Raw genomic sequence first — 24,522 nt, forward strand, 5'->3', positions numbered from 1 at the left:
ACAGACGTTATATCGTAATAAGCGATGAAATTTCCGCGCTCCGCCGGCATCCTGCTCCACCCGACGTCGCTGCCCGGCCCCTACGGCATCGGCGACTTCGGCACCAGCGCCTATCGCTTCGCCGACTTTCTGCACTCGGCCGGCATGAAGATCTGGCAGGTGCTGCCGTTAAACCCCACAGGTTACGGCGACTCTCCGTACCAGTCGTTCTCGGCCTTCGCTGGAAATCCTCTTCTTCTCAGTCTCGACGAACTGCACAAGCAAGGCCTGCTCAGCGAGCATGACCTCCGCCAGGCGACCTTCGACAACGATGGCGACATCGATTTCGGCGCGGTCATTCCGCGCAAATTCGCCTCCCTCAACAAAGCGGCCGTCGCCTTTTATGGAAAATCCGGCGAGGCCAATCTCGACTTCCAGCAATTCGTTGCCGCCAATTCTGCGTGGCTCGATGATTACGCGCTCTTCATGGCCGCTAAAGACGCCCACGATCTCGTCATCTGGACCAAGTGGGACGCTGATCTCGCCGCCCGTAAGCCGGAAGCGCTGGCTAGATGGCGCAAGCAGCTCTCTAACGAAATCGCGGCCTACAAGTTCTGGCAATTCGAATTCTTCCGCCAATGGCGCGCCTTGAAGTCTTATGCCAACGATCGCGGCATCCGCATCATGGGTGACATCCCCATCTACGTCGCACACGACAGCGCCGACGTTTGGGCGCGTCCCGATCTCTTCTGGCTCGACGCGAAAGGGAACCCGCTGAAGGTCGCCGGCGTTCCCCCCGACTACTTCAGCGCCACCGGCCAGCTCTGGGGAAATCCGATCTATCGCTGGGACCTGATGCGCGACAACGGCTACAAGTGGTGGATCGAGCGCTTCCGCGCCGCGCTCACCATGTTCGACCTCGTCCGAGTGGACCACTTCCGAGGCTTCGAGGCCTACTGGGAGATCCCGGGCGGCGAGCCCACCGCCATGCATGGCCAATGGGTGAAAGGCCCCGGCGCCGAACTCTTCGAGGTCGTGAGCACTGCGCTCGGCGATCTCCCGATCGTCGCCGAGAACCTTGGCGTCATAACGCCTGAGGTCGAAGCTATCCGTCACCAGTTTGGATTCCCGGGCATGGCGATTGCGCAGTTCGCCTTCAGCATTGATCCCATGGCGCCCACGTTCCGTCCGCACAATTACGAACGCCAACTCGTGGCCTACACCGGCGGCCACGACAACGACACCATGTTCGGCTGGTGGCGCTCCGGCGTCGCCGACAGCACCCGCACCCAGGAAGAGGTCGACCGCGAGCACAACGACGCCGCAGCCTATTTCGGCGTCACCCTCGACGAAATGGACCGCAGCGTCAACTGGATATACATCCGCGCCGTCATGATGTCCGTCGCCGACACCGTCCTCTTTCCCATGCAGGACGTCATCGGCCTCGGCGGCCAGGCCCGCATGAATCTCCCCGGCAGCCTCGGTCGTAACTGGAAATGGCGCGTGTGCAAGGAAGAACAACGTTTCGAACATGCGAAGCGCCTCGATGAGTTCGCCAAACTCTACGACCGCTAGCGCACTGGCCGGTTCCCTCGAAGATAGTGTTTAATTGATTTCAGCTCTCATGCGTCTTTGGACCTCATTCATCCTGTCAATCCTGTTGCTGTGCGCCGCGTGCGCACTCGCGCAGGCTCCGGCCAAGCCCGCCGCAAAAGACTGCGACGACTTGCGCATCAAGTACGCTCCGATCGAGCAGAAGTACGCCGATCGCCTTGTCGTCGAGCCGAACTCCGACCAGCGCCCCAACGGCGAGACGCGCACGTCCCCCCAGCACACTCGCTGGGTTCTGGCCGTCGCTCCTGATTACTCCAAGGCAGGCCCATGGACCACCAACATCTGGGTTGGCGAAGGCGACACGCAAACCACCGTGCGCCTTATCCTCAAAGAGCACGAGGGCTTCTCCATCCAGTGGCTGAATGAAAAATTGCTGTACGGCTCCGTCTCGTGGAGCAAATCGCTCAACACGGTCTTCATCTTCGACGCAGAAACCAAAAAGTTCCTCTATCGCGAAATGGAAGACGCGTCCGAGATGGGTGAAGCTTGCGAATAGAACCTGCACGGGTAAAGCGGCGCATCGGCCCCGCGACTTCGAAATCGCGATTTGTGAAAGGGCACGACTTTACAGGCTGCTGAAAAACTCTTTTCGAAGAGGCTCTGTATCAGGGCACTACGTTACAGGCTGCTAAAAAACTTCGTTTCGAAGCAGGTTTGTATCAGGGCACGACTTAAGTCGAGCGAAATGCCGCTCTAGAACATCCGGGCTTCAGCCCCTGCTGGTCGCCATCGTCGCCGCCAACGCCTTCTGCAGCTTCTCCTGCAGCGTCTTCTCCAACTTCTTGCCCTGATGCGTCAGATAGAACACGTCGATCGCCGTGCGCCCTTCGGTATCAATCAACGCCGCCTCGATATTGCACGTGAGCTTTGCCAATTCCGCGCTGATCTCATACAGCAGCCCCGGACGGTCCGGCGTCACCACCTCCAGCAACGTACTGCGGCTCGAACACTGATCATCGAACAGTAGTTTTGTCTCGATGGTCGCCTTCGGCCCCTTCACATCGTTGCGACGCCGCTTCATCAGCGTCTCAAGCGACACCTTGCCGCTCAACACATCGGTGATGCTCTCCTGGAAGCGCGTCCACTCTTCCATGTTGAGCTCGAGAGTGCGGAACTGGTCAGCGAAGTAGAACGTGTCGAGCACCATCCCCGCGCCGTTGGCGAACGCATCGGCCTTCACGATGTTCATGCCCCATGCCGCCAGCGCACCTGCAATGTTGCAGAAGATCATCGGCCGGTCTTGCATCGCCACGGTCAGCAGGAAGAGCTGCCCCTGCCGGTTTAACTTCAACTGCACGCCGCTGCCCGAGACCTTCGACGCCATCTCGATGTGCGCTGCGATCTCCTCCGCGGAATGAATGCTCATATAGCGCTGCGGAATTCCTTCCAGGAAGCGCTTGAGCTTTTTGCCCAACTGCGGCGCGAGCAGCCGGATGCGTCCCAATTGCTCATCTTCCGCATTGGCGTGGTAGCGCTCTTCATCGACCGAGTGCGACAGGAAGTTCGCCGTCGCAATGTAAAGCTGCCACAGGTTATCGGCCTTCCACGGCGTCAGCGCGTGCCGGTTCACCGCCTTGATGTCGGCATAGGTCAGCAGGATGAGCATCTTCAGGCGGTCCTGCGTGCCCACTCGGTTCGCCAGATCGCGGATGTTGGCAATGTCGAAAATATCGCGCCGCATCGCCAGCGATGCTTCAAGATGCGCCGCGATCAGGAAGCACACCGTCTCCGCATCGCGATGCGTAATGCCGACCGTCTCCAGCCGCTTGCGCGCCAGTTCAACTCCCGTCTTCACGTGGTCATCGCTCTCGATGCCTTTGCCGATGTCGTGCAGCAGAATCGCCAGCACCAGTAGCTCGGGTTGCTCAATCTCATCCAGCAACGCGAGGAATCGGCTCTCGACCTCCGACTGCGAATCGCTGAGCTGATGCAGCGCGTCAATCGCGATAAACGTGTGTTCATCCACCGTGTACTGGTGATACAGATCGCGCAGCACCAGCGACTCGATATTCGCGAACTCCGGGAAGATGACGTTCAGCAATCCCACGCGCTGCATCGCACGCAAAGCCGCGCCCGCATGCGGACGAATCAGGATCGACCCCAGGTGCCTCCACCAGTCGATCACCGGTAGCTCATTTTTCGCTACTTGCGGCAGGTTCTCTTCGATCTTGTGTTCCACGCTCGCCGACAGCGGTACCCCATGCTCCGCCACAAACTCGAAGCTCCGCATCATTACGTCGGGATCGTCAATCGCACCCGGCTGCTGCAACCGCACGCGGCCATTCACCACCGTGAAGTCCGCATTCGATGCCCGCGATCGCCAGTTCTGGATTTGTTTGAACAGCGTCGGCTTCTGCGACGCTGCGTTCTCGATCATCGTTCCCGCGAAGCGGTCGAGCACCCGCGCATGGCGGAAGTAGCTACGCATCCACTCCGCGGCGGTGGCTGCCTGGTCGCCCATGCCGAGCTTTGCCGCTTCCTCCTGCGCGTCCCACGAGAGCTTGTTATCGTCGCGTCCCGACCGGTAGTGCAGGAAGCAGCGCACCGAATCCAGGAACTCCACCGCGCGCTCCGTCTGTCCACGCAGCGATTTCGGCAGGTACTCCATCGGATCGATCCACGTACCCTCCTTAATCAATCCGTGAATCTGCGCCGCCCAGCACCCCAGGTGGTAATCGCGCAGCCCGCCGACGCAATCCTTCAGGTCTGGCTCAAGGTGGAAGATCGTATTCGAGTACTTCGCCTTGCGTTCGTTGTTGACCTCGATCAACTGTTCCAGGATCGTGTGCGACTCGCTCACTATCGTCGCCGGCAAAATCTTGCCGCGCAGAAACTCGGGCAGTTGCGCTTCACCCGCCACGTAGCGCGCGTCCATCAGGGCAATCGTGCCTTCGGCGTTGTTCGAATCAAACTTGCTGCAATCGTCAACCGTCTTCGTTGTCGGACTCAACCGCATGCGCATGTCCCACAACTCCTGGCACAGTGCGCGGATCTTCGCCTTCAAGTCAGGAGTTTCCGGCTTCTCGCAGAGAAACAGCAGGTCAATATCGGAGTGGGGAAACAGGGAACTGCGCCCGTAGCCACCGATCGCGACCACACCTACGCCCTTCGGATACGCGCTCGCAAGATGCGTATTCCACAACCGCTGGATGACGTCATCCACCAGCGCAGTCCGCGCTTCGAGCACGGCTGGCCCGTGGCGCGTTTCCTCGAACTTCTGCTGGATGCGCGCCGACTCGCGGCGATACAACTCTTTTACAGGCAGGTCTTCGTACGTTCCGCCAGGGCCGATCGTCGGATCGTTAGAGGGCACCGGGACCACGTTCGTCATTGCGAATCCTTATGGCATCGTCAATGCGCGAGAGGAAAATTTTGCCGTCGCCGATCTTGCCGGTTCGCGACGCATCGGCAATGGCTTTCACCACTTCCTCCGTGCGCTCGTCCGGCACCACCAGCTCGATCTTGATCTTCGGCAGGAGGTCAACTGTGTATTCGCGGCCGCGGTAGAACTCGGTATGTCCCTTTTGTCGCCCGTGGCCGCGGGCTTCTAGAACCGTCATGCCATCAATCCCGATCGCGAGCAGTGCATCTTTCACCGCATCAAGTTTCGAAGGCTGTATTACGGCTTCCACTTTCGTCATCATCGTGGTTGGTCTCCCTTGAAAAGATCAGACTACGAATTTTGACTCATGGAAGCTTCCCAGTAATAGCCCTCTTCGCCGTGCAGCGAAATATCCAGTCCTGCAACCTCGTGTTCTTCACTCACGCGCAGGCCGATCAATTTGTCCACCAGGAACAGAATCGCGAGTGTTCCCACGATAGCCAGGCTCCACGCAATCACCACGCCCACGCCCTGGTTCAATAGCTGGCGATAATTGCCTTCGATGAAACCCGAGGGTAGGGGATTGCCCCTCGCATCCTTGAACATCGGGTTGATCGCGCTCGACGCGAACACGCCAGTCAGGATTGCACCGAGCGTTCCGCCCGCGCCGTGTACGCCGAAGGCGTCCAGCGAATCGTCATAGCCGAACTTCGCTTTCGCGAAGGCGACCATCGTGAAGCAGAAGGCACCTGCCAGCAGGCCGATAAACAGCGCTGACATAGGGCTGACGAAGCCCGCCGCCGGTGTAATCGCCACCAGCCCCGCCACCGCGCCCGAGATCGCGCCCAGCGTAGTCGGCTTGCCGTTGTGGAGCCACTCTGCCGCCGACCAGCCAATCACCGCCGCCGCCGCGCCAAAGTGGGTCGCCACAAACGCGCTCGTCGCCAGCGTTCCCGCCGATAGCGCACTGCCCGCGTTAAATCCAAACCAGCCCACCCAAAGCAATCCTGCGCCAATAAAGCTCAGCACCACGCTATGCGGCGGCATCGGCTCCTTCGGATATCCAATACGCTTCCCGAGATACAGCGCGCACACCAGTGCCGAGACACCGGAAGTTATGTGCACCACCGTTCCACCCGCGAAATCCAGGGTCGGGAACCTGCCGCCCAGCGAAGCGTTCAGCAGTCCGCCCTTCCCCCAAACCATGTGCGCCATCGGTGCGTAAACAATCAGAGACCACAGCACCATGAACACTGCCATCGCGCTGAACTTCATCCGTTCCGCGAATGCGCCGGTGATCAGCGCCGGCGTAATGATCGCGAACATCAGCTGGTAAATCATGAACGTCTGCGCCGGAATGGTCGGCGCATAATCCGTGTCGGGGGCCAGCCCCACGCCGTGCAAAAACGCGTTGTGCCAGCCGCCGATGAACGAACTTCCCGAGCCGAACGCCAGGCTATACAAGATCAACGCCCACAGAACGGTGATGATCGCCATCATCGAGAAGCTCTGCAGCATCGTCGCCAGCACGTTCTTTTTGCGCACCAGGCCACCATAGAACAGCGCCAGTCCCGGCGCAGTCATCATCAGTACCAGGGCGGCGCAAACCAGCATCCAGGCGTTGTCCGCCGAATTCTTGGCATCGGTAACTTTGGCTTCTAGTTGAGCGATTCGATCTGGAGGCGTTGCAGCGGTTTGCGCGCTCACCAGCGGCGCAGCGAAAGCGAGCAAGGTTAGACCGAGAAGAAGTTTCGCAACCACTCGACGCATTCTGGGCATTCTCCGAAGACGGAACACGGGGATGCTCTCTTTCTTACAGGCTCACGGCGGCATGGGGAAATTCAAAGTCTTGATTGCCGTTATCAGGATTCGTTATGAGCCGCTCGCGTCGGATTTCCCGCGGCTCGTCCCACCCCCTCCTTCAATGTTTTCAGGCAGATGCCCCTCCTGCTATCCTCATTTGCCGCATTAAATGGAGGTAAACGTTGCGTCTACCAGCACTTCTGCTCTCCTGCTGTTTTCTCGTTAGCGTCGCTATCGCCCAACAACCTACCGAACCCACCCTCCCGTACACCCCAGGTCTCGATATCACTGCGATGGACAAATCCATCGATCCCTGCCAAGACTTCTACACCTATTCCTGTGGCGGCTGGATGAAAAAGAACCCCATCCCACCCGACCAGACCAGTTGGGGCGTTTACGGCAAGCTCTATGAGGACAACCTCACCTTCCTGCGCGAAATCCTCGTTCAGGACGCACGCGAGAAAGACCGCACTCCCGTCGCGCAAAAGATCGGTGATTTCTACGGCGCGTGCATGGAAGAAGCCACCATCAACGACGCCGGCGCCAAGCCAATGCAGGCCGACCTCGACGCCGTTACCTCTCTCATGAGCATTAAGGACCTTCCGCCCACGCTCGCCAAGCTCCACATCGGCGGCGTAAGCGCGCTCTTTGGCGGCGGCTCCATGCAGGACCCCGATAACTCCGAGATGCAGATCGTCGGCCTCGACCAAGGCGGCCTCGGCTTGCCCGACCGCGACTACTACCTCAACGACGACGCCAAGTCCAAGGCAGATCGCGCCAAGTACCTCGAGCACGTTCAGAAAATGTTCGAGCTCCTCGGCGACAGTCCTGACAAGGCGAAGGCAGAATCGGCCGTCGTGATGAAGATCGAAACCGAGTTGGCAAAGCACTCGCTTACTCGCGTCGATCGCCGCGATCCTTACAAGGTCAAAAACAAGATGAGCCCGGCGGAACTCGCGAAGCTCTCGCCAAACTTCGACTGGGCCGCATACTTCAGCGCCTCCGGCCTGCCGAAGATGGACGTCCTGAACCTCGGCACCAAGGACTTCTTCAAAGACGTTAGCGACCAGATGAAGTCCGTCAGCCTCGCCGACTGGAAAACCTACCTCCGTTTCCACGTCGCGAACTCGCGCTCGCCCTATCTCTCCAAGCCGTTCGTGGACGAGAACTTCGCCTTCTACCGTGCCTACCTGCGCGGCGCCAAAGAGCAGCAGCCGCGCTGGAAGCGCTGCGTCGAATGGACCGACATGCTCCTCGGCGAAGCCCTCGGCCAGGAATACGTGAAGCGCACCTTCTCGCCGGAACTCAAAGAGTCCACGGTCGATATGACGCGCCGTATCGAAGACGCCATGGCCGTCCGCATCCAGCAACTCGATTGGATGAGCCCGAAAACGAAAGAACAGGCGATGGTCAAGCTGAAGTCCATCCGCAACAAGATCGGCTATCCCGACAAGTGGCGCGACTATAGCTCCGTGGACATCAAGCCCCTCGACTTCTACGGCAACGTCTCGCGCGCCATCGCGTTTGAGTCCCATCGCGACTGGAACAAGGTCGGCAAGCCGGTAGACCGCGGCGAGTGGGGCATGACGCCGCCCACCGTCAACGCCTACTACAATCCGCAGATGAACGACATCAACTTCCCGGCCGGCGTTCTACAGCCGCCACTCTACGACGCCAAGATGGATGATGCCCCGAACTACGGCAACACCGGCGGCACCATCGGCCACGAACTGACCCATGGCTTCGACGACGAAGGCCGTCAGTTCGACGCCCAGGGCAACCTCAAAGATTGGTGGACGAAGCAGGACGCCGATGAGTTCGTGAAGCGCGCCAACTGCGTTGTGGACCAGTACGCGACCTACGTTGTCGTCGACGACATCCACATCAACTCCAAGCTGACGGAAGGCGAAGACGTTGCCGACCTCGGCGGCGAAATCCTCGCCTACGTCGCGTGGAAGGACAAAACGAAGGACATGAAGCTGGAAGATCGTGACGGCCTTACGCCTGACCAGCGCTTCTTCGTCGGCTACGCGCAGTGGGTCTGCGAAAACGATCGTCCGGAGAACCTGCGCGTCCACGCCAAAACCGATCCGCACTCACCGGGTAAGTACCGCATCAACGGCGTGGTCGTAAACATGCCGGAGTTCGGCAAAGCGTTCGCCTGCAAGGCTGACGCACCGATGGTGAAAGCCGCTGACAAAGTCTGTCACGTCTGGTAGCCGTATCAGCAGAGATCAGGGCCGGAGCAATTCCGGCCCTTTCTCATTCCCGAATCCCCAATTCCCCCCCCGGGTTGCCGCCGCGCCCTTTCCTCTATATCGTTATCCCGCCAAGATTTCCTACGGTTTTCGGTCCGTTCGCTAACAGCATTTGAGTGAAAGTCTTACTCTAATAACGTGATGACAAATTGCCCGAAGTTTGAGTTCCACGTCTCGCGCGCTGTGCGCGACAAGTACCGCTTCGACGAGGAGCTGTTCTCGTGGACCGGAAACGTGCTGTTCGCCAACGTCGCAGCCGTCCGCAAGTTCGCCAACCAGGTCAATACGATACGGAAGGCAGCACAGTACCCCGACCAGGCCATGCATCCCGGGTCACTCAATGCCATGGGCCTCATTGACGAAGCGCTCCATGCCGTCATCGCGCAATACCGCCGCGAAGCTGATCCCAAGGCCATGACCGACGCACTCCCCTGGTTCGAGCAGCGGCTCGGGCGCGAAGCTCTGGACAAGACGCTGCTCACGTTCACCGAGAGTTTTCCCGGAATCGACGTCTATCGAGGCAAGACCAAGCCAGCCGAGTGGCTGCAACAGAGCACCGACGGCACTCCTCATCGTGCCATCGCTCTGGAAGAGATGATGATGCTGTGGCTCGCCAACGCGAACCCAGCCTTCGCAAAGTTCTGTGAGCTCTTTGACGACGTCGAACTCGCGAAGAGCACCGTCTACCCTTCGATCCACAAATCCTTCGGGGAGTACTTCGAGACGCGTCCCAGGTTCGGCCCCGACAACCAAAACCTCGTCGCGATGCTCCGCGCTCCAGCGCTCGCTTCACCCGACTCCCTCGAAGGCCAGCTTGCCTTCATCGAGAAGAAGTGGACCAGCGTCCTCGGCGACATGATTCGCCGCATGCTCACCGCGCTCGACATTCTGAAAGAAGAAGAGCTCGCCATCTGGATGCAGTTCCATCCGCGCGAAGAACGCATTCACAATACGAAGCACATGGAAGGCGACTCCAGCGCCGCTTCCATTCCGCACTTTACCGTGAGCGAAAAAGAACCCGAGTACGAACGCTTCAGCCCCGACGTCGACTGGATGCCTAAGACCGTCATGCTCGCCAAGAGCAGCTTCGTCTGGCTCGACCAGCTCTCCAAGTTCTACCAGCGCCGCATTCACCGCCTCGACGAAGTGCCTGACGAGGAGCTGAACGCCATGGCCCGTCGCGGCTTCAACGCCTTGTGGCTAATCGGCGTGTGGGAGCGCAGCAAGGCCTCGCAGCGCATCAAGCAGCTCACCGGAAATCCCGAAGCCGCGGCGTCTGCGTACTCGCTCTACGACTACACCATCGCCCACGATCTCGGTGGGGAAGAGGCATACATTCGCCTGCGCGATCGTGCCTGGCAGCGCGGCATCCGCCTCGGTACCGATATGGTGCCGAACCACATGGGTATCGATTCGAAGTGGATCTTCGAGCATCCTGAATGGTTCTTGAGCGTTCCGTATCCGCCGTATCCGGCCTACACGTATCACGGCCCCGATGTTTCCGACGATGGCCGCGTCGAGGTGAAAATCGAGGACCACTACTACAACCGCACCGACGCTGCTGTCACCTTCATGCGCCGCGATCGCTGGTCCAACGACACCCGCTTCATCTATCACGGCAACGATGGCACCAGCTTCCCGTGGAACGACACCGCTCAGCTTAACTACCTGAACCCGGAAGTCCGCGAAGCCGTCATCCAGCAAATCCTTCATGTCGCGCGATTGTCGCCAATCATCCGCTTCGACGCCGCGATGACTTTGACCAAGCAGCACTACCAGCGGCTCTGGTTCCCTCAGCCCGGCAGCGGCGGCGGCATTCCCTCCCGCGCCGAGCACGGCCTGACGAAACCCGAATTCGATCGCTCCATGCCAAACGAGTTCTGGCGCGAAGTCGTCGATCGTGTTGCCGTCGAAGTCCCCGGCACGCTGCTGCTCGCCGAAGCCTTCTGGTTGCTCGAAGGTTATTTCGTTCGCACCCTCGGCATGCACCGTGTGTACAACTCGGCGTTCATGAACATGCTGCGCGACGAAGAGAACGCCAACTATCGGTCGGTGATCAAGAACACCATCGAGTTCGATCCCGACATCCTCAAACGCTACGTCAACTTCATGAACAACCCCGACGAGCGCACCGCCGTGGATCAGTTCGGAAAAGGCGACAAGTATTTCGGCATCGCCATGATGATGTCCACCATCCCCGGCCTGCCCATGTTCGGGCACGGCCAGATTGAAGGCTTCAACGAGCGTTACGGCATGGAGTATCGCAAGGCCTATCACGACGAGACGCCCGATAACTGGCTCGTCGCGCGACACGAGCGCGAGATATCGCCGCTACTGCATCGCCGCGCGCTCTTCGCCGAGGTGCAGAACTTCCTGCTCTACGACTTCTACGCCGACCAGGGTCACGTGGACGAAAACGTCTTCGCCTACTCCAACCGTCTCGGCAACGACCGCGCGCTGATCGTCTTCAACAACAAGTTCGGTAGCACCAGCGGCTGGGTGCGCATCTCGAGCGCCTACGCGGAAAAGACCGGCGACGGCGGCCGCAACCTGCGCCAGAAATCGCTCTCGGAATCGTTCGGCGTTGCCGCCGATCACTCGATCTTTCTCGCCGTGCGCGACGCAATTTCGGGCCTCGAATACCTGCACAGCGCGCGCGATCTCGCCGAAAAGGGCCTGCACTTCCACCTCAGCGCCTACCAATACCACGTCTTCCTCGACTGGCGTGATTTGCGCGACGACGCCACGCATCCGTGGAGCACGCTCTGCCACCAGCTCGCGGGCCGCGGTGTTTCCAGTCTCGAAGACGCATTGCGCACCCTGCAGCTTGAGCCGGTGCACGACGCGTTGCTCGAGGTCATTCATCCGGTGATGATCGAGGCTCTGTACCGAAAACCGGCAGCAGGGAAGAAGCCTGCAAAGAAAACGGTCGAGGTCACCGACGACGGCCGCAAACTTCCGGCCGAGCTGAGCACTCGCGTTCAGACGTTCCTGGAGCGTGCGCGTCAACTTGCGGCGACTGACCACAAGCGCGCGGCGTCCACCGGCGCCGAGCCATGGAATGGCGACATCAAGAGCGCCGTGTCTAACTTCGAAGAGCGCCTGAAACTCGCGCAAAAACTCGGGGAAGTTGAAAAACAGTTCAGTACGCCATGGCCGTCAGAAGCCCACAAAATGCTGCCGACGGCTGAGGTCGCGAAAGAAAAGCTCCCGCAGATATGGGCGGCAGTTGCGGCGTGGTCCGCTCTCCTCGCGCTCGGCGAGTACGCCGATCCAACCGACGCGGAATGTGCTGCATCGCGCATCATTAATGAGCAACGGCTACGCGAGCCGATCGCAGAGGCCCTCCAACATCTCGGGCTCCACGGCGACGAACGTTGGCGCGTAGCTGCTCGCATTCGCACCATCCTCGCTCATAAACCGTGGGCGCCGGGTTCCGATTTGAAGAAAGCCAAAGCACCCTTCAGCTGGATGCACGATCCTGAGGTCGCATGGCTTATCGGCGTGCACGCCTACCAGGACGTCCGCTACTTCAACAAGGAATCGTTCGAGCAACTGCTGTGGTGGATGGCGCTGCCCGCGCTGCTAACAATCGCAGCCGCGCCGAAGCCCGACCCAACCACGGTCGAAACCGTCGAAGAACAAATCGAAGCCCGTACAAAAGCCGCTGCCGATGTCGGCTATCAACTCGACGGCCTCTTCGACGCGGCAACCGCGGTTGTAAAAGAAAAACAGCCGTCAAAAGCCTGAGGTCATCGAAGCGAGACTTGTGAAAGGGCACGACTTTACAGGCTGCCACAAAACTGGCTTCGCAGCGACACACGTGAAAGGCACGACTTTAGTCGTGCCGTAACCGCCAAAAAAACACCGAGCTTTAGCCCCTGCACTACTCGAATCCCGCCGGCACGCGCCCTCGCCACGGCGACATCTTCTCGAATTCCTCCGCGATGTCGAGCAGTTCGTAATCCCTCTTCGGCGCCGCCGCCAACTGAATGCCAATCGGCAACCCGCTCGGCGACAGATCCCATGGCACGCTGATCGTCGGAACGCCCAGCACGTTGAATGGCCGCGTATTACGCAGCATCAAGAGCTCCGCCGGCCGCAACGTCTCCGGTTTCTCGAGCAAATCCGCAATCCGAGGCGGCAGAATTGGCACAGTCGGCGTGAGCATCACATCGATGCCGGTGAAAACCTCTGCCGCTCCCGTGCGTTCTACCTTCAACCTCGAAGCCGCGTCGCCCGCAGCTTCCGATGTGATTTTCTCGCCGCTCTTGATCCTCCGCAGCGTCTCCGGCTGATACAGCTCCGGACATTCCTCCACCCATTTCCTGTGATAGGCATACGACTCATACGAAGCGAGTGTACGATCCTCATCAACTTCGAAATCTCGCCGCACGATCTCATGTCCCGCGGCCCGCACCGCATCGAGCACCTCATCCATCGCCTTTGCGACGCTGGGATCGAGATCGCTATAGAAGAACGTCTCGGGAATTCCCACGCGCAACTTGCCTTCGCGTTTCTGCGCGGGCAGTTCCGTGCCGCTCATCGCGCTGAAAAGATACCGCGCATCCTCCACGCTTCGTGTCATCGGACCCACGTGGTCGTAGGAAACCGAGAGTGGAATGACGCCTTCGGTTGAAATTGCGTCGTATGTTGGCTTGAATCCCACGATCCCGCAGAGACTCGCGGGCAAGCGAATCGAGCCCGCCGTGTCAGTCCCGATCGCCGCCGCGCACAGCCCCGCCGCTACGGCTGCCGCCGACCCCGACGACGATCCACCCGTGATGTGCTCCATGTTCCAAGGGTTCTTCCCCGGGCCATACGCGCTGATCATGCCGCTGCCGCCATACGCAAACTCATGCAGATTGGTTTTGCCGATTAAACACGCACCCAACCCGCGCAAGCGCGAGATCACCTCTGCATCTGCGCCCGCAACGTTGCCGGCAAGCACTTTGCTCGCCGCCGTTGTCTCCTGGCCTTCGATGTTGAGAAGATCTTTAATTGCGATAGGAACGCCACCCAAACCGGCCGTCGAGATGGTCGGGAACTCGCACGCGACGGAGATGTACGCATTCAACTCCGCGTGCCGCTCGATACGCGCGAGAAAATATTCGATCGCGCTTGAGAAGGGAATCCGGCCACTGCGAATCTCCGCGTTCAGCGCCTCTAGTGACCACCGATGCATGCCTCATCATCCCACAAATACAAAGGGCGCCTGTGCGGCGCCCTCGTGGTGAATTGTGGAATCAGTTAGCTAGGCATCTTGAACTGGAGCACGATCTGTACGCTCGATTCGACTGGACGCCCGTTCACCGTGGAAGGAGCATATTTCCATTGGCGAACTGCGTTGAGTGCGGAGTCGCGCAACATCGGCGGCCCGTTCAGTACTTTCGCGTCCTTCACGTGTCCGTCAGATCCGATGGTCGCGCTCAGCGTTACCGCGCCTTCAATGCGGTACTGCTTGGCGGACTGCGGATAGTTCGGGTTCACGCGCTGGACCAGGCGGCTTGGAACGATTACGGCATTGGCCGGCGCAGGAGCGGAAAGCTTCGGCGCTGAGCTGGTTACCGGAACGTCAAGATTCGGACCCGCACCGGCTGCGCCTGCCAGGTTCAGCGAGGGCGCGGAGACATCTGCAACCTGCTGCGGCTTGTTGCTCGCCGAAGGTGCGGAGCCTACAACCAGCGGAGCGGCTGCCGGCTTCGCCTGCTGCTGCTCTTCCGGCTTGCTGGCGGTCGTGTTGTTGTTGTTCTTGCCCTGGTCCTGCGGCTTGGTGTTGTTTGCGGCCGCGGGGTTTGCTCCAGTCGTCACCGTTCCAGTTACGTTGGAGGCGGGCGTTGTGTTCGCGGTGTTCTCAGGCGCCGGTTGCGTCGTAGTAGTGGGCGGAGCAGGCGCTGGGCTCGACTTCTTGCCCATCATGAAGTATCCGCCGATCGCGATTACCAGCACTGCGGCTGCGACGCCGCCGAAAATCATGCCCTTGTTTCCGCCGCCTTCGCCTTCCTCGGTTTTCGCTTCGTAGCTGAACGAGGGGGCAGCGATGACCGGCTCGGCCTTCGGCTGCGGTTTGGGCTCAGGTTTCGGTTCCGGCTTCGGTTGCGCCTTGGGTTCCGGCTTCGGCGCGGGCTTCTCGATCACCGGAGCCTCTTCCTCCTGCTTCGGAGGCGCTACCGGTTTCCATTTGCCCTGCTGTTTCTGTTCCTGCCGCTTCGGTGGCTGCGGCGGTGGCTTCGGCGGCTCAGGAGCGCGCTCGACTGCAGGCGCTGGAGCGGCGGCAACTGGCATCGGAGCAGGCGCCGGCGGGGCCAGCTTCGGAGCTTCAATCTTCGGTGCCGGCGGAGGCGGCGGTGTTGGGCGCGGAGCTTCAATTTTCGGCGGAGCCGGTGGTGGCGGCGGTGCCGGACGCGGTGCTTCCACCTTGGGCGCCGGAGGCGGCGGAGGTGGCGGTGCAACCTGCGGCCTGGCGACCGGGGCCGGTGCGGCTGCTGCCGCGGCGGAGACCATCGGTGCGCCGGTGCTAATTCCCTGGACTTCCAGGAAGCGCTGGATCGAAGCGCCCAAGCCATCGGCCATCGTCTTGAGGACGGCCATATGAGTGTCGCTGAAGGCACTGGCAGCGCTCGAGAACGTCGCAATCACGCCACTGACGCGCATTCCGCTCAGTACGGGCACTACGGCCATCGACTTGATGCGGAGGGCGCGGCTGATTTCGGGGTCGACGCGCGAATCATTTTCGGTGTCGTCGCAACGCACCGCTTTCATTCCGGTAACGGCCAGGCCAGTGAACGTTCCGTCGGTGCTTAGAACCATTCCAACGTCGGGGGCGTTGTTGCCGCGGCTGCCGCGGCAAACCATGTCCTCCCCCTCGCGCAGCGCGATCGCTGCGCCGGCCGCTCCCGTAAACGTCTGAACCCGTTGAACGAGTTTTGTGACGTCTTCGAGTATTGAGGGCGGATACTGGATCTCGAATTCCGAGTCCTTTGTTACAGAATCAGGCATAGTGGGCTCTTGGATGCTGGGTCATCCTGTTGTACGAATTCATGCTCGTACCACAAGTGGGACGAATTATAGTGTCTAATCCAGCAATTCTGTACTATTACGAAAGGTCATTACCGGGTTACTAGTGAGTATCGTTAGGAACCTTGACATGCCCCGTTCAAGTGCCTTAAATTCGCCCCTCACGAGGTGGCCATGAAGACCCTTCTAGAGAAGATCCACGACAAAGAACTGCAGATCGAGGCGCTACGCGCCCAGATCGCCAAACTGGAGCGCGATATCGAGACGCTGCAAAGCGCTGCGCGCATCCTGAATGATGACGACGAAGGTAACCCTTTGGCTGACCTCGTCGCCCCCGAACTCTCCGCCAAGGCAGCCGCTGTTGCCTCCGGAGATAACCACCCCCAGCAGAAGAACAACAACTTCGACCAGGGTGGAAACAAGAAGAAGGCGTGGCCATAAACCACTAGTCGCTTCGTTGCGCCGAGCTTCGCCACCATTCCCCCCTCTGGCAAGCAGGGTCCTCAACGAACCTCGATCTGGCCGGCCAACCTAAAGCTTTCACCTCAGATTTTCACCAGTGCGTGCACGTGATCAACGTGCACGCATTCGTGCGTCTGGACAGAACGACGCAGGCCCCTTTGTACCAGGCCATCGCTTGTACGCATGCGGGATTTAGTTTGTATGAGGCCATCGCTCGAACATGCGCATTTGGTTTGTTCAGGCCATCATTTGTGCATGTTGGATTGCTTTGTATCAGGGCATCGCTTTAGCGATGCCGAAAAGCTCGCCAAGAAGTTCGGGGCTTTAGCCCCTGCGATTTCACCGAGCACATGGCCCATCGCATTCACCACTGGACTCCCGAATCAACTGCCTGCAAAATGGAACATCTTTAGCCAGGAATCGGGAACCAGTGCGTAAACAACCCGCTCTCGTTGTCCTCGCAATTGCATTCTCTCTCTGCAGCGCAGTCTCCCCGGTTTCGGCACAGTCTGTGGCCGCCGGCAAATGCCCTCACGTCGCTGAGGGATCAACCGTCGTAAATCCGCCAGAAGTTTTTTCCAAAAACGGCCTGCTCGAAGCGAACCTGACCTTCGAACGCTCCGACGTCGCAGGTGAGGCCCGGTTCTGCTATCTCACCGACCGCGGTGCGCTCGCCCCCACGCTGCACGTTCTCCCCGGCGACAAACTAGTACTCCATCTCACCAACAAAGTTCCTCCATCTTCGGCGCCGGCAGTGCATATCCATGGCAAGGACAAGATGCAGGGCTGTGGTGGCGGCGAGATGACCGGGTCTTCCACCAACATTCACTTCCACGGCACAACCTTGCCGCCTGTCTGCCACCAGGACGATGTGCTCAACACTCTCGTCCAGCCGAATGAAGATTTCGATTACGTCATTCAGATTCCGAAGAACCAGCCGCCGGGACTGTATTGGTATCACCCGCATCCGCATGGGTTCACCGAGTTGCAGGTGCAGGGTGGCGCCAGCGCTGCGCTCGTCGTGGACGGCATTGAGCAGGTCAATCCCGAACTCGCAGCATTGCCGCAGCGCTTGCTCGTCGTTCGCGACCAAAAGCTCAATGCAACCCAGGCAGCGGTAAAGAACGATCCCAACAAGCCGTCGTGGGACCTCTCGCTCAACTATGTCGAAGTGAAATATCCGGGCTACGCGCCTTCGGTCATCGAGACGCGTCCGAAGCAGAAAGAATTGTGGCGCGTGTTGAACGCCGCCGCCGATGCGCTGCTCGATCTACAAGTTCTCGTCAACGACGTTCCGCAGCCGTTGCAGGTGTACGCGGTGGATGGCGTGCCTCTGCCCAAAGGTTCAAACCTAACCCAGCAGACGCTCTCTCTCGATCCCGGCGCGCGTGTCGAAGTCGTCTTCACTGCTCCTGATGCAGGCCAAACCGCGATGCTGGTCACCCGCAAGCACGACACCGGTCCAGCTGGCGACAGCGATCCCGCGCGTCCCATCGCGAAGATTGTTGCCAGTGATAGCGCCACGCTGCCATCGGTGGGCAAGACACTCTCGGCCCGTATAGCGTCGCCGCTCGCATTCGACGGGCTGTTATCGGAAAAGCCAGTCGCGCTGCGCAAACTCGTCTTCAGCGAAGAGCTCAGCAAAGACGACGCGAACACCAGCTTCTTCATTTCAACCGATCCCGGAATGCACGCCCGCTTCCGCTTTACAGACGAGCCTAAATTCAAAGTGCGGCAGGGAACCGTGGAAGAATGGCACATCCGGAACACGGCGCGCGAAGACCACACCTTCCACATCCATCAGGTCCACTTCAAAGTCATCAAGATCAACGATGAGCCAGTCAGCGATCCTGCAGTTCGCGACACCGTCACTCTGCCGTACTGGAAGGGAACTGGGCCTTTCCCCTCCGTCACGCTACGCATGGATTTCCGCGACCCGACGATCATCGGGATCTTCCCGTTCCATTGCCACATTCTTGCGCATGAAGATTCTGGCATGATGGCCAAACTGGAAGTGCTACCTCCCGCCGTGCCGACGCGCATAACGTTCGATATCAATCCGAAAGAGCCTGTAGCGGGCACTCCGGTGACTTTTACGGCGCAGCTCGCCGGTCTGAAGAAGGACGCGGCGCCCGCGAGTTTCGTCGAGTTTGTGATCGACGGCGGCGGACATCCGGTGTTCACGATTGAAGACGGCGTCGCGACCTACACCACAACCTTTCGCAAGCCCGGAGAGCACAAGCTCTCGGTGCGATACAACGGCGACGACGTCTACAGCGATTCCTCCTCGGACGCGGTTCAACTGGCAGTACAGTCAAAGCAATAGCCGAAAGACGTGACCACGTAAAAAGGCCAGCATCTTACGATGCTGGCCTTGGTTCGTGCTGCGTTGTGTTTAGTGAGCCGGCGGGATGTGCTGTTCGCGCTTCACCGGTTGGCTCTTCCTGGTGCCCGTGATGGTCGGAATCGTCCAATCGAAGTGAGTGATCGTTCCGCCAGCAGAGGTCGGATCGGTTGCTGGTTGGTGACCGGTAGCATCCTGCGTCGCTGCGAGGAAGCCCGTGAGGTCAACCTGCAACACGCGAAGATTCGAGCCGTCCAGCAAGTAGCCATACGCCTTGGAATTCCCGATGTTAAAGATCGCACCCACCGCGTGCGGATCATAAGCCTCGCTGTAGCCAATGCCACCCGTAGCGAGGTTGAACATCGAGTAGTTCGATGCGCCCGCCCAGGTGCCGCCCGACGCGACCGACGCCGGATCCTGGATCTGGAAGACTCCCATGTCTGTGGAGAAGCCCGCCATCAGCAGTCCGTAGTGGGTCGTGCTGTCCACTGCCGAGCCGGAGTAGGTGTGGTATGGGATTGTTCCTCCCATCGAAGTGTCGAGTACTACCAGGCCTCCCGCCGCCGGAGAGAACGTTCCCGGTGCACCGGATGCTCCCGGCGTGGTAGTGATACCCGCCAGGTTCAGGAAGGCGACGTCCGAAGTATCTTCGAACGTTAGTACGCCAACCTGCAGCGCGTTATCCACCGAATCGCCGTCAATCGTATACGAGCTGCGAACCGCAGCCAGCATCGCCCAGTTGGTGTCGTCGAGCAAGTAGCTCGCCTTGCCGGCCAGGTCAACCACCTGCACGCCGTAATAGTTACCGACGAAGAGTTGATTGTGGCTGATGTCGGCGCCCATGTTTTCCGCGACCTGCGTTGGATCCGGATACTTCGCTCCACCCGGTTGTGGGAACGCGTCGTAGCTGTTGCCGGCGTCGAAGTCCGGAGCGGTCAACGAAATATCCAGCAACTTGTACCCGTCCACCGTCGACATCCAGACCCCGTGACGTCCAGGATCAGGTGTGCCGCCGAGGACAAAGCCACTGCCGCCGCTAACGTCCGCTGGGCTGGTGCTGACGAACGTCGGCGCGAAGTGCGCATCAATGATCGCGCTCTCGTCCGCGGACTTCGTCGGATCACCGTTTACCATCAGGTCGGCGTTCAAGAGCGCCATCTGCTGGCTACCGTATGAGAACGCTACAACCTGACCGTGATCGGCACGGCCGATGATCGGAATGACGCCACCGACATCGTTACCGAGGACCCCGTTTACGCCCGGCCATACTTTGATTGCCGGCGATGCATTCGTCGGGTCAGTGATGTCAATTACCACCACACCCGCGCTGCGTGCGGCCACGAACAAGTACTGTTTGCCCTGGAACGCCAGCGTCGCGATTGCACCAGAGCTGCCGGCCGAAAGGCCAAGCGCCTTCGGCGTCAGCGGGCTCTGCGAAACGCCGCCGGAGATCGAGTTCACCGCACTGTCGAGATCGCCACCGGTGACCGACAACACCGTGCTCGTGCTCACGTACTCGTTCAAGCAGAGCAGGAAGTCCGTAGTCAACGCCGTGGACGAAAGCTTCAGGGAGTTGGTTGGAGGATCGAGGAAGATGTCTGCGCCGGCGTTCTTGCCGTCGAAGATCAGGTCGGTCGCGTCCGCGAAGATCGCCGTGAAAAACGCACCCGGGTTCGTCGGATAGGCCTTGTTGGCGCAAACTTCTACCGCGCCGCTGAGCAAGCCGATCTTGAAGGCGTCAATATCGGTTGCCGAAGTAACGGTTGGCGTGCCGCCAAAGCCGGTGCCACCCGTGCTCGGAATACCGCCGTAGAAGCCACCGAGCGAAGTCGTCGCGCAGCCCATGCCGGCCGTAACGCCGCCGGAGCACGAAGTGCCCGCAAGCTTAGTCACGTTTCCGCCGCGTTTCGCCAACTGGCCACCAGGCGTCTTGCCGCCCGCGAAACCCTGCGCCATGGTGTCGAGCATGGACGTCGCAACCGTCACATTCACCGGATTCGGGATCTTCGTGGAATCGGTAATGAGCGCGGTCAAGGTCGCTGAGTTGGTGATGGACGTCTTGCCGTCCACGTCGCTCAGGAATGAGCCGCCGCTCACCGAGACGCGGATCGGCCCACTCGGCACCTTGCTTGTGGTGACACTGAACTTGCCGCTGGCATCCGTCGTCGCCGTACCGATCGAGCTGCCGTTGGCGCCCGAGGAGTCTGTCACTTCATAAACGGTTACGGTAGCGCCGTTGAGCGGGCCTTTGGTCGCGACACCATTGATGGTTGTGCCTGTGGTTCCGCCGCCCCCACCGCCACCGCCGTTATCAACCGGGCCGCTGGGGCCATTCAGGCCACAGCCGAACTCCAGCGCCATCGCCGCTACCACTGCACAAATACTTAGCCACTTCTTCATGCTTCCTCCGAAAGTCGTTGCCTGCTGGACACGTGGATCGTGACCCAGAAATGGACAGTTCTGGCCCGGGGGGAAATCCTGTAGGGGATGGGAGAAAAAGTTATCGATCACAGTCGTTTGTGATCTATGCACTTGTCAAACACCAGGTTTCTTCGGTGGCTCTCCGGCCATCCTCGATCAGAGAAAACCTGGCGTAATGGGTCCAAAAGTCGCGAAAATCCGCGTCATTGGCTGCATTTCTTATCAGCGCGCATTAACGGTCAACGCGCCTTATTGGGGGGACTTGACCTTGGGGATGCGTAAATGTACACCGATTTGGGTTAAAAATCACCATAAGAACGTAAATTTCGCACAAGCCCTTGTGATGTCACATTTTGGCCGGAGCTACCATGAAAGCGCCCTGAAGGAGAGTGTGTGCTTTCGCCATACGGACTGGACATCATTGAAGACTGTTTAAGTTGCAAGATGCGGGCTGAGCACATTTTTTGCGATCTGCCGGCCAGCGCGCTATCCGCTTTCGAAGCCATCAAGTACGCCACCGCCTATCCCAAGAGCGCCGTACTTTTCGTGGAAGGCCAGGCGCCACGTGGCATCTTCGTCCTGTGCAAAGGCCGCGTAAAACTCTCCATCTGCTCCACCGACGGCAAAACCCTCATCCTGAAGATCGCCGAACCCGGCGAGGTCCTGGGTCTAAGCGCCACGGTCTCCGGTAAGACCTACGAACTGACCGCAGAAACCATTGATCCCTGCCAGGTGAACTTTGTCAAACGCGAAGACTTCCTTCGCTTCCTCAAAGAGCACGCGGACGCCTGCTTCCGTGTGGCAGAACAGTTGAGCGAAAAGTACAACACTGCCTGCCGCGAAATCCGCTCCCTTGGGCTCTCCCATAGCGCCGCGGAAAAGCTGGCGAAACTTCTTCTGGAATGGAGCGCGCGCGCCGGTGAATCGAACAAGAGCGAGCCGCGCGTACGGCTGGCGCTGACCCACGAAGAAATCGCCCAGATGATCGGTACCTCGCGCGAAACCGTCACCCGGCTCTTCGCGGAACTTAAAAAGCGGCAGATCGTGCTCTCTCGTGGTGCGACCCTGGTGGTAAAGAACAAGGCTGCGCTTCGTGCGCTAGCCAGTTCGTAATCGACATTTTTCCGATTTGGCGCCGCGGATCTTTGGATCGCTGCGCCATTTTGTTTGATTTGCAGCGTTTTTCAATCCCATTGTGACAACGCATGTTAATGGCTCACGCCCTCTAGTGATTCGAGTCACATCTTTCCTGCCGCAAACGAAGAGAATGGATAGTCATGGAAACGATTGCGAAGACCGCCAGCTGCGTTCATTGCGACTCCCGGCCGGATCGCGCATTCTGCGACATGCCGGTTGAGCCTTTGCAGGCCTTCGATGCGATGAAGTCGATCGCGCAGTATCCGAAGGGCGCGATGCTCTTCGCTGAAGGAGGCCCCTCACGGGGCATCTACCTGCTGTGCAGCGGTCGCGCCAAGCTCACGGTCTGCTCGGAGAGCGGCAAGCGTCTGCTGGTGCGTGTGGCAGGTCCCGGCGAACTGATCGGCCTTGGCGCCGCGATTTCGGGTACCAACTACGAAGTCAACTGCGAACTTCTCGATCCCGCGCACGTCGCGTTCATCAGCCGCAAGCAATTGATCCCGTGGCTGCGCCAGAATCCCGAGATCTGCATGAAGATCGTCCAGACACTGAGCAAGGACCTTCATAGCGCTTACGAACGTGTGCGCAATGTCGGCATGGCGCGAAGCCGTCGCCCCCGCGCACTGCGCGCTTCGTAGCGAGAGCTTATGTCATGGCAGTCGGTCGTGCCCGACTGCCGTTTTCCTTTGAGCATCAACCCCTGCGACTCGCCACAACCGCCTCCGGTTCCGTGGCGCGTACCTTCTTCTCCGCTGGATCGGTCACAAATTGCATCATGATCGCTGCCGCAATCATGAACACTCCTCCGGCAATCACCGCGTATAAGCGATTATTGTTGAGCCAGTGCACCATCACCCAGCCAAAAACAAGCGAGGCAATAATTTCTGGCGTCACGATGAAGAAGTTGAAGATGCCCATGTACACGCCGGTGCGCTCCGGCGGCAGGGAAGCGGCAAGGATCGAGTACGGCATTGCGAGAGTGCTCGCCCACGCGATGCCGACGCCGACCATCGAGAGCAGCAAAAAGTTCTTGTCGTGAATAAACGCGACTGAGATCAGTCCTGCCGCGCCGCAAAGCAGAGAGAGGCTATGCGCGCGCCGGCGTCCAACGGCCTTTGCAATTGCGGGCAGGAAAAACGAATAGACAAACGTGACCCCGGAATAGAACGCAAAGCAGATGCCGCCCCACGCGATGCCATCGGTGTAGAGCTTCGATTTCGCATCGGTAGCGCCGAGCACATTGCGCGCTACCGCAACGCCGAAGAACAGCCACATGCAAAACAGTCCGAGCCAGGTAAGGAACTGTACCGGCGCCAGTTGCCGCATCGTCATGGGCATTTCGCGAACCGCGTTGACGATCTCTCCCAATCCCAAGCCGCCCTTTTTTTCTTTCTTCTTTCGGAAGGCTTCCAGATCGTCCGGTGGATACTCCTTCGTCGTCAGGATCGTCCACATTACCGCGCCGAAGAATGCAGCCGCGCCGACGTAGAACGAGATTCGCACTGCGAGTGGAATCGCATATCCCGTCGTGTCGGCCTTCAAGTTTCCGAACTTCAGCAGCAGGTAGGGGAGAACGTTCGCCATCACCGCGCCAAGACCGATCATCAGGCTCTGCATCGCGAAGCCACGGGTGCGTTGTTCTTCCGGAAGAATGTCGGCGACGAATGCGCGGAACGGTTCCATGCTGATGTTGATCGACGCGTCGAGAATCCAAAGCAGCCCCGCGGCCATCCATAGCGCGCCCGAGCGCGGCATCAGGATCAGCGCCAGCGAACTGAGAATCGCGCCGGTTAGAAAATATGGACGCCGGCGGCCGAGCTTGCCCCATGTGTGATCGCTTGCGTGCCCGATGAGCGGCTGCACGATGAGCCCGGTGAGCGGCGCCGCGAGCCACAAAATCGGAATCTGGTCCGCTCGCGCACCGAGATACTCATAGATGGCGCTCATGTTGGCCATCTGCAGGTTCCATCCGAACTGGATCCCCAAAAAGCCAACGCTCATGTTCACGATCTGCCAAAAATTGCGGCGCGGTTTATCCATCGCTCACCTTCAATCCATCGCTTTTCGATCGTTTACAAAAAATATTTTGTTTCTTCCCGCACCGGGAATTTTTTGCCGACGGATCGTCCCACATTACTCGCAGATTGGTGATATCGCCTCTCGAT

The 24,522-nt window shown here is 59.5% G+C and carries 15 protein-coding genes; 8 read left to right on the plus strand and 7 right to left on the minus strand.

What is annotated here, in order from left to right; all coding sequences use genetic code 11:
• Nucleotides 1–24 precede the first annotated feature (24 nt).
• Entirely contained in the window at nucleotides 25–1,554 is a 1,530-nt protein-coding gene (malQ, locus tag ACID345_RS07650) for a 4-alpha-glucanotransferase (RefSeq protein ID WP_011522290.1), read from the plus strand.
• 49 nt (nucleotides 1,555–1,603) lie between these two features.
• Nucleotides 1,604–2,089: a hypothetical protein gene (locus ACID345_RS07655; RefSeq protein ID WP_011522291.1), complete on the plus strand. Its 486-nt coding sequence runs from the start codon at nucleotides 1,604–1,606 to the stop codon at nucleotides 2,087–2,089.
• Nucleotides 2,090–2,302: 213 nt separating this feature from the next.
• Here the strand turns inward: ACID345_RS07655 and glnD are convergent, their stop codons facing one another.
• Genes glnD through ACID345_RS07670 form a run of 3 tightly spaced genes read right to left on the minus strand, consistent with a single transcriptional unit; the run spans nucleotide 2,303 to nucleotide 6,685 of the window.
• Nucleotides 2,303–4,924, minus strand: coding sequence for a [protein-PII] uridylyltransferase (gene glnD, locus ACID345_RS07660; protein ID WP_011522292.1), 2,622 nt, complete (start codon nucleotides 4,922–4,924; stop codon nucleotides 2,303–2,305).
• Nucleotides 4,896–5,234, minus strand: coding sequence for a P-II family nitrogen regulator (locus tag ACID345_RS07665; RefSeq protein ID WP_041856417.1), 339 nt, complete (start codon nucleotides 5,232–5,234; stop codon nucleotides 4,896–4,898). The genes glnD and ACID345_RS07665 overlap by 29 nt, the downstream gene beginning before the upstream one ends.
• Before the next feature lie 32 nt (nucleotides 5,235–5,266).
• Nucleotides 5,267–6,685, minus strand: coding sequence for an ammonium transporter (locus ACID345_RS07670; RefSeq protein ID WP_011522294.1), 1,419 nt, complete (start codon nucleotides 6,683–6,685; stop codon nucleotides 5,267–5,269).
• A gap of 215 nt (nucleotides 6,686–6,900) precedes the next feature.
• Between ACID345_RS07670 and ACID345_RS07675 the strand changes: the two genes are divergently transcribed.
• Both ACID345_RS07675 and ACID345_RS07680 read left to right on the plus strand, forming a co-directional pair.
• Nucleotides 6,901–8,937: a M13 family metallopeptidase gene (locus tag ACID345_RS07675; RefSeq protein WP_011522295.1), complete on the plus strand. Its 2,037-nt coding sequence runs from the start codon at nucleotides 6,901–6,903 to the stop codon at nucleotides 8,935–8,937.
• Nucleotides 8,938–9,117: 180 nt separating this feature from the next.
• A complete protein-coding gene (locus tag ACID345_RS07680) occupies nucleotides 9,118–12,726 on the plus strand; it encodes an alpha-amylase family glycosyl hydrolase (RefSeq protein WP_011522296.1) in 3,609 nt (1,202 codons plus the stop codon).
• A 136-nt stretch (nucleotides 12,727–12,862) separates the two neighbouring features.
• On the opposite strand, the gene ACID345_RS07685 is transcribed toward ACID345_RS07680, so the two are convergent.
• Together ACID345_RS07685 and ACID345_RS07690 are read right to left on the minus strand one after the other, a co-directional pair.
• Nucleotides 12,863–14,161, minus strand: coding sequence for an amidase (locus tag ACID345_RS07685; protein WP_011522297.1), 1,299 nt, complete (start codon nucleotides 14,159–14,161; stop codon nucleotides 12,863–12,865).
• A gap of 65 nt (nucleotides 14,162–14,226) precedes the next feature.
• Nucleotides 14,227–15,975, minus strand: a complete 1,749-nt coding sequence (locus tag ACID345_RS07690) for a TonB family protein (protein ID WP_011522298.1) — start codon at nucleotides 15,973–15,975, stop codon at nucleotides 14,227–14,229.
• Between the two features lie 192 nt (nucleotides 15,976–16,167).
• On the opposite strand from ACID345_RS07690, the gene ACID345_RS07695 reads away from it, so the two are divergent.
• Entirely contained in the window at nucleotides 16,168–16,434 is a 267-nt protein-coding gene (locus tag ACID345_RS07695) for a hypothetical protein (RefSeq protein ID WP_011522299.1), read from the plus strand.
• Between the two features lie 451 nt (nucleotides 16,435–16,885).
• A complete protein-coding gene (locus tag ACID345_RS07700) occupies nucleotides 16,886–18,781 on the plus strand; it encodes a multicopper oxidase domain-containing protein (protein WP_011522300.1) in 1,896 nt (631 codons plus the stop codon).
• Between the two features lie 69 nt (nucleotides 18,782–18,850).
• Here the strand turns inward: ACID345_RS07700 and ACID345_RS07705 are convergent, their stop codons facing one another.
• A complete protein-coding gene (locus ACID345_RS07705; protein WP_011522301.1) occupies nucleotides 18,851–21,199 on the minus strand; it encodes a carboxypeptidase regulatory-like domain-containing protein in 2,349 nt (782 codons plus the stop codon).
• A gap of 465 nt (nucleotides 21,200–21,664) precedes the next feature.
• Between ACID345_RS07705 and ACID345_RS07710 the strand changes: the two genes are divergently transcribed.
• Both ACID345_RS07710 and ACID345_RS07715 read left to right on the plus strand, forming a co-directional pair.
• Nucleotides 21,665–22,333 (plus strand): Crp/Fnr family transcriptional regulator, encoded by a 669-nt coding sequence (locus ACID345_RS07710; RefSeq protein ID WP_228370748.1) that lies wholly within the window; start codon nucleotides 21,665–21,667, stop codon nucleotides 22,331–22,333.
• Nucleotides 22,334–22,497: 164 nt separating this feature from the next.
• Nucleotides 22,498–22,995, plus strand: coding sequence for a Crp/Fnr family transcriptional regulator (locus ACID345_RS07715; protein ID WP_011522303.1), 498 nt, complete (start codon nucleotides 22,498–22,500; stop codon nucleotides 22,993–22,995).
• Between the two features lie 55 nt (nucleotides 22,996–23,050).
• Here the strand turns inward: ACID345_RS07715 and ACID345_RS07720 are convergent, their stop codons facing one another.
• A complete protein-coding gene (locus ACID345_RS07720; protein ID WP_011522304.1) occupies nucleotides 23,051–24,397 on the minus strand; it encodes an MFS transporter in 1,347 nt (448 codons plus the stop codon).
• Nucleotides 24,398–24,522 lie beyond the last annotated feature (125 nt).

It is taken from the genome of Candidatus Koribacter versatilis Ellin345 (assembly GCF_000014005.1).
GTDB lineage: Bacteria > Acidobacteriota > Terriglobia > Terriglobales > Acidobacteriaceae > Korobacter > Korobacter versatilis_A.

What these genes read in the sequence shown, in the direction of transcription:
- malQ (WP_011522290.1), top strand. Translation starts at nt 25, where the DNA reads ATGAAATTTCCGCGCTCCGCCGGCATCCTGCTCCACCCGACGTCGCTG.
- ACID345_RS07655 (WP_011522291.1), top strand. Translation starts at nt 1,604, where the DNA reads ATGCGTCTTTGGACCTCATTCATCCTGTCAATCCTGTTGCTGTGCGCC.
- glnD (WP_011522292.1), bottom strand. Translation starts at nt 4,924, where the DNA reads ATGACGAACGTGGTCCCGGTGCCCTCTAACGATCCGACGATCGGCCCT.
- ACID345_RS07665 (WP_041856417.1), bottom strand. Translation starts at nt 5,234, where the DNA reads ATGACGAAAGTGGAAGCCGTAATACAGCCTTCGAAACTTGATGCGGTG.
- ACID345_RS07670 (WP_011522294.1), bottom strand. Translation starts at nt 6,685, where the DNA reads ATGCGTCGAGTGGTTGCGAAACTTCTTCTCGGTCTAACCTTGCTCGCT.
- ACID345_RS07680 (WP_011522296.1), top strand. Translation starts at nt 9,118, where the DNA reads ATGACAAATTGCCCGAAGTTTGAGTTCCACGTCTCGCGCGCTGTGCGC.
- ACID345_RS07685 (WP_011522297.1), bottom strand. Translation starts at nt 14,161, where the DNA reads ATGCATCGGTGGTCACTAGAGGCGCTGAACGCGGAGATTCGCAGTGGC.
- ACID345_RS07690 (WP_011522298.1), bottom strand. Translation starts at nt 15,975, where the DNA reads ATGCCTGATTCTGTAACAAAGGACTCGGAATTCGAGATCCAGTATCCG.
- ACID345_RS07695 (WP_011522299.1), top strand. Translation starts at nt 16,168, where the DNA reads ATGAAGACCCTTCTAGAGAAGATCCACGACAAAGAACTGCAGATCGAG.
- ACID345_RS07705 (WP_011522301.1), bottom strand. Translation starts at nt 21,199, where the DNA reads ATGAAGAAGTGGCTAAGTATTTGTGCAGTGGTAGCGGCGATGGCGCTG.
- ACID345_RS07710 (WP_228370748.1), top strand. Translation starts at nt 21,665, where the DNA reads ATGCGGGCTGAGCACATTTTTTGCGATCTGCCGGCCAGCGCGCTATCC.
- ACID345_RS07715 (WP_011522303.1), top strand. Translation starts at nt 22,498, where the DNA reads ATGGAAACGATTGCGAAGACCGCCAGCTGCGTTCATTGCGACTCCCGG.
- ACID345_RS07720 (WP_011522304.1), bottom strand. Translation starts at nt 24,397, where the DNA reads ATGGATAAACCGCGCCGCAATTTTTGGCAGATCGTGAACATGAGCGTT.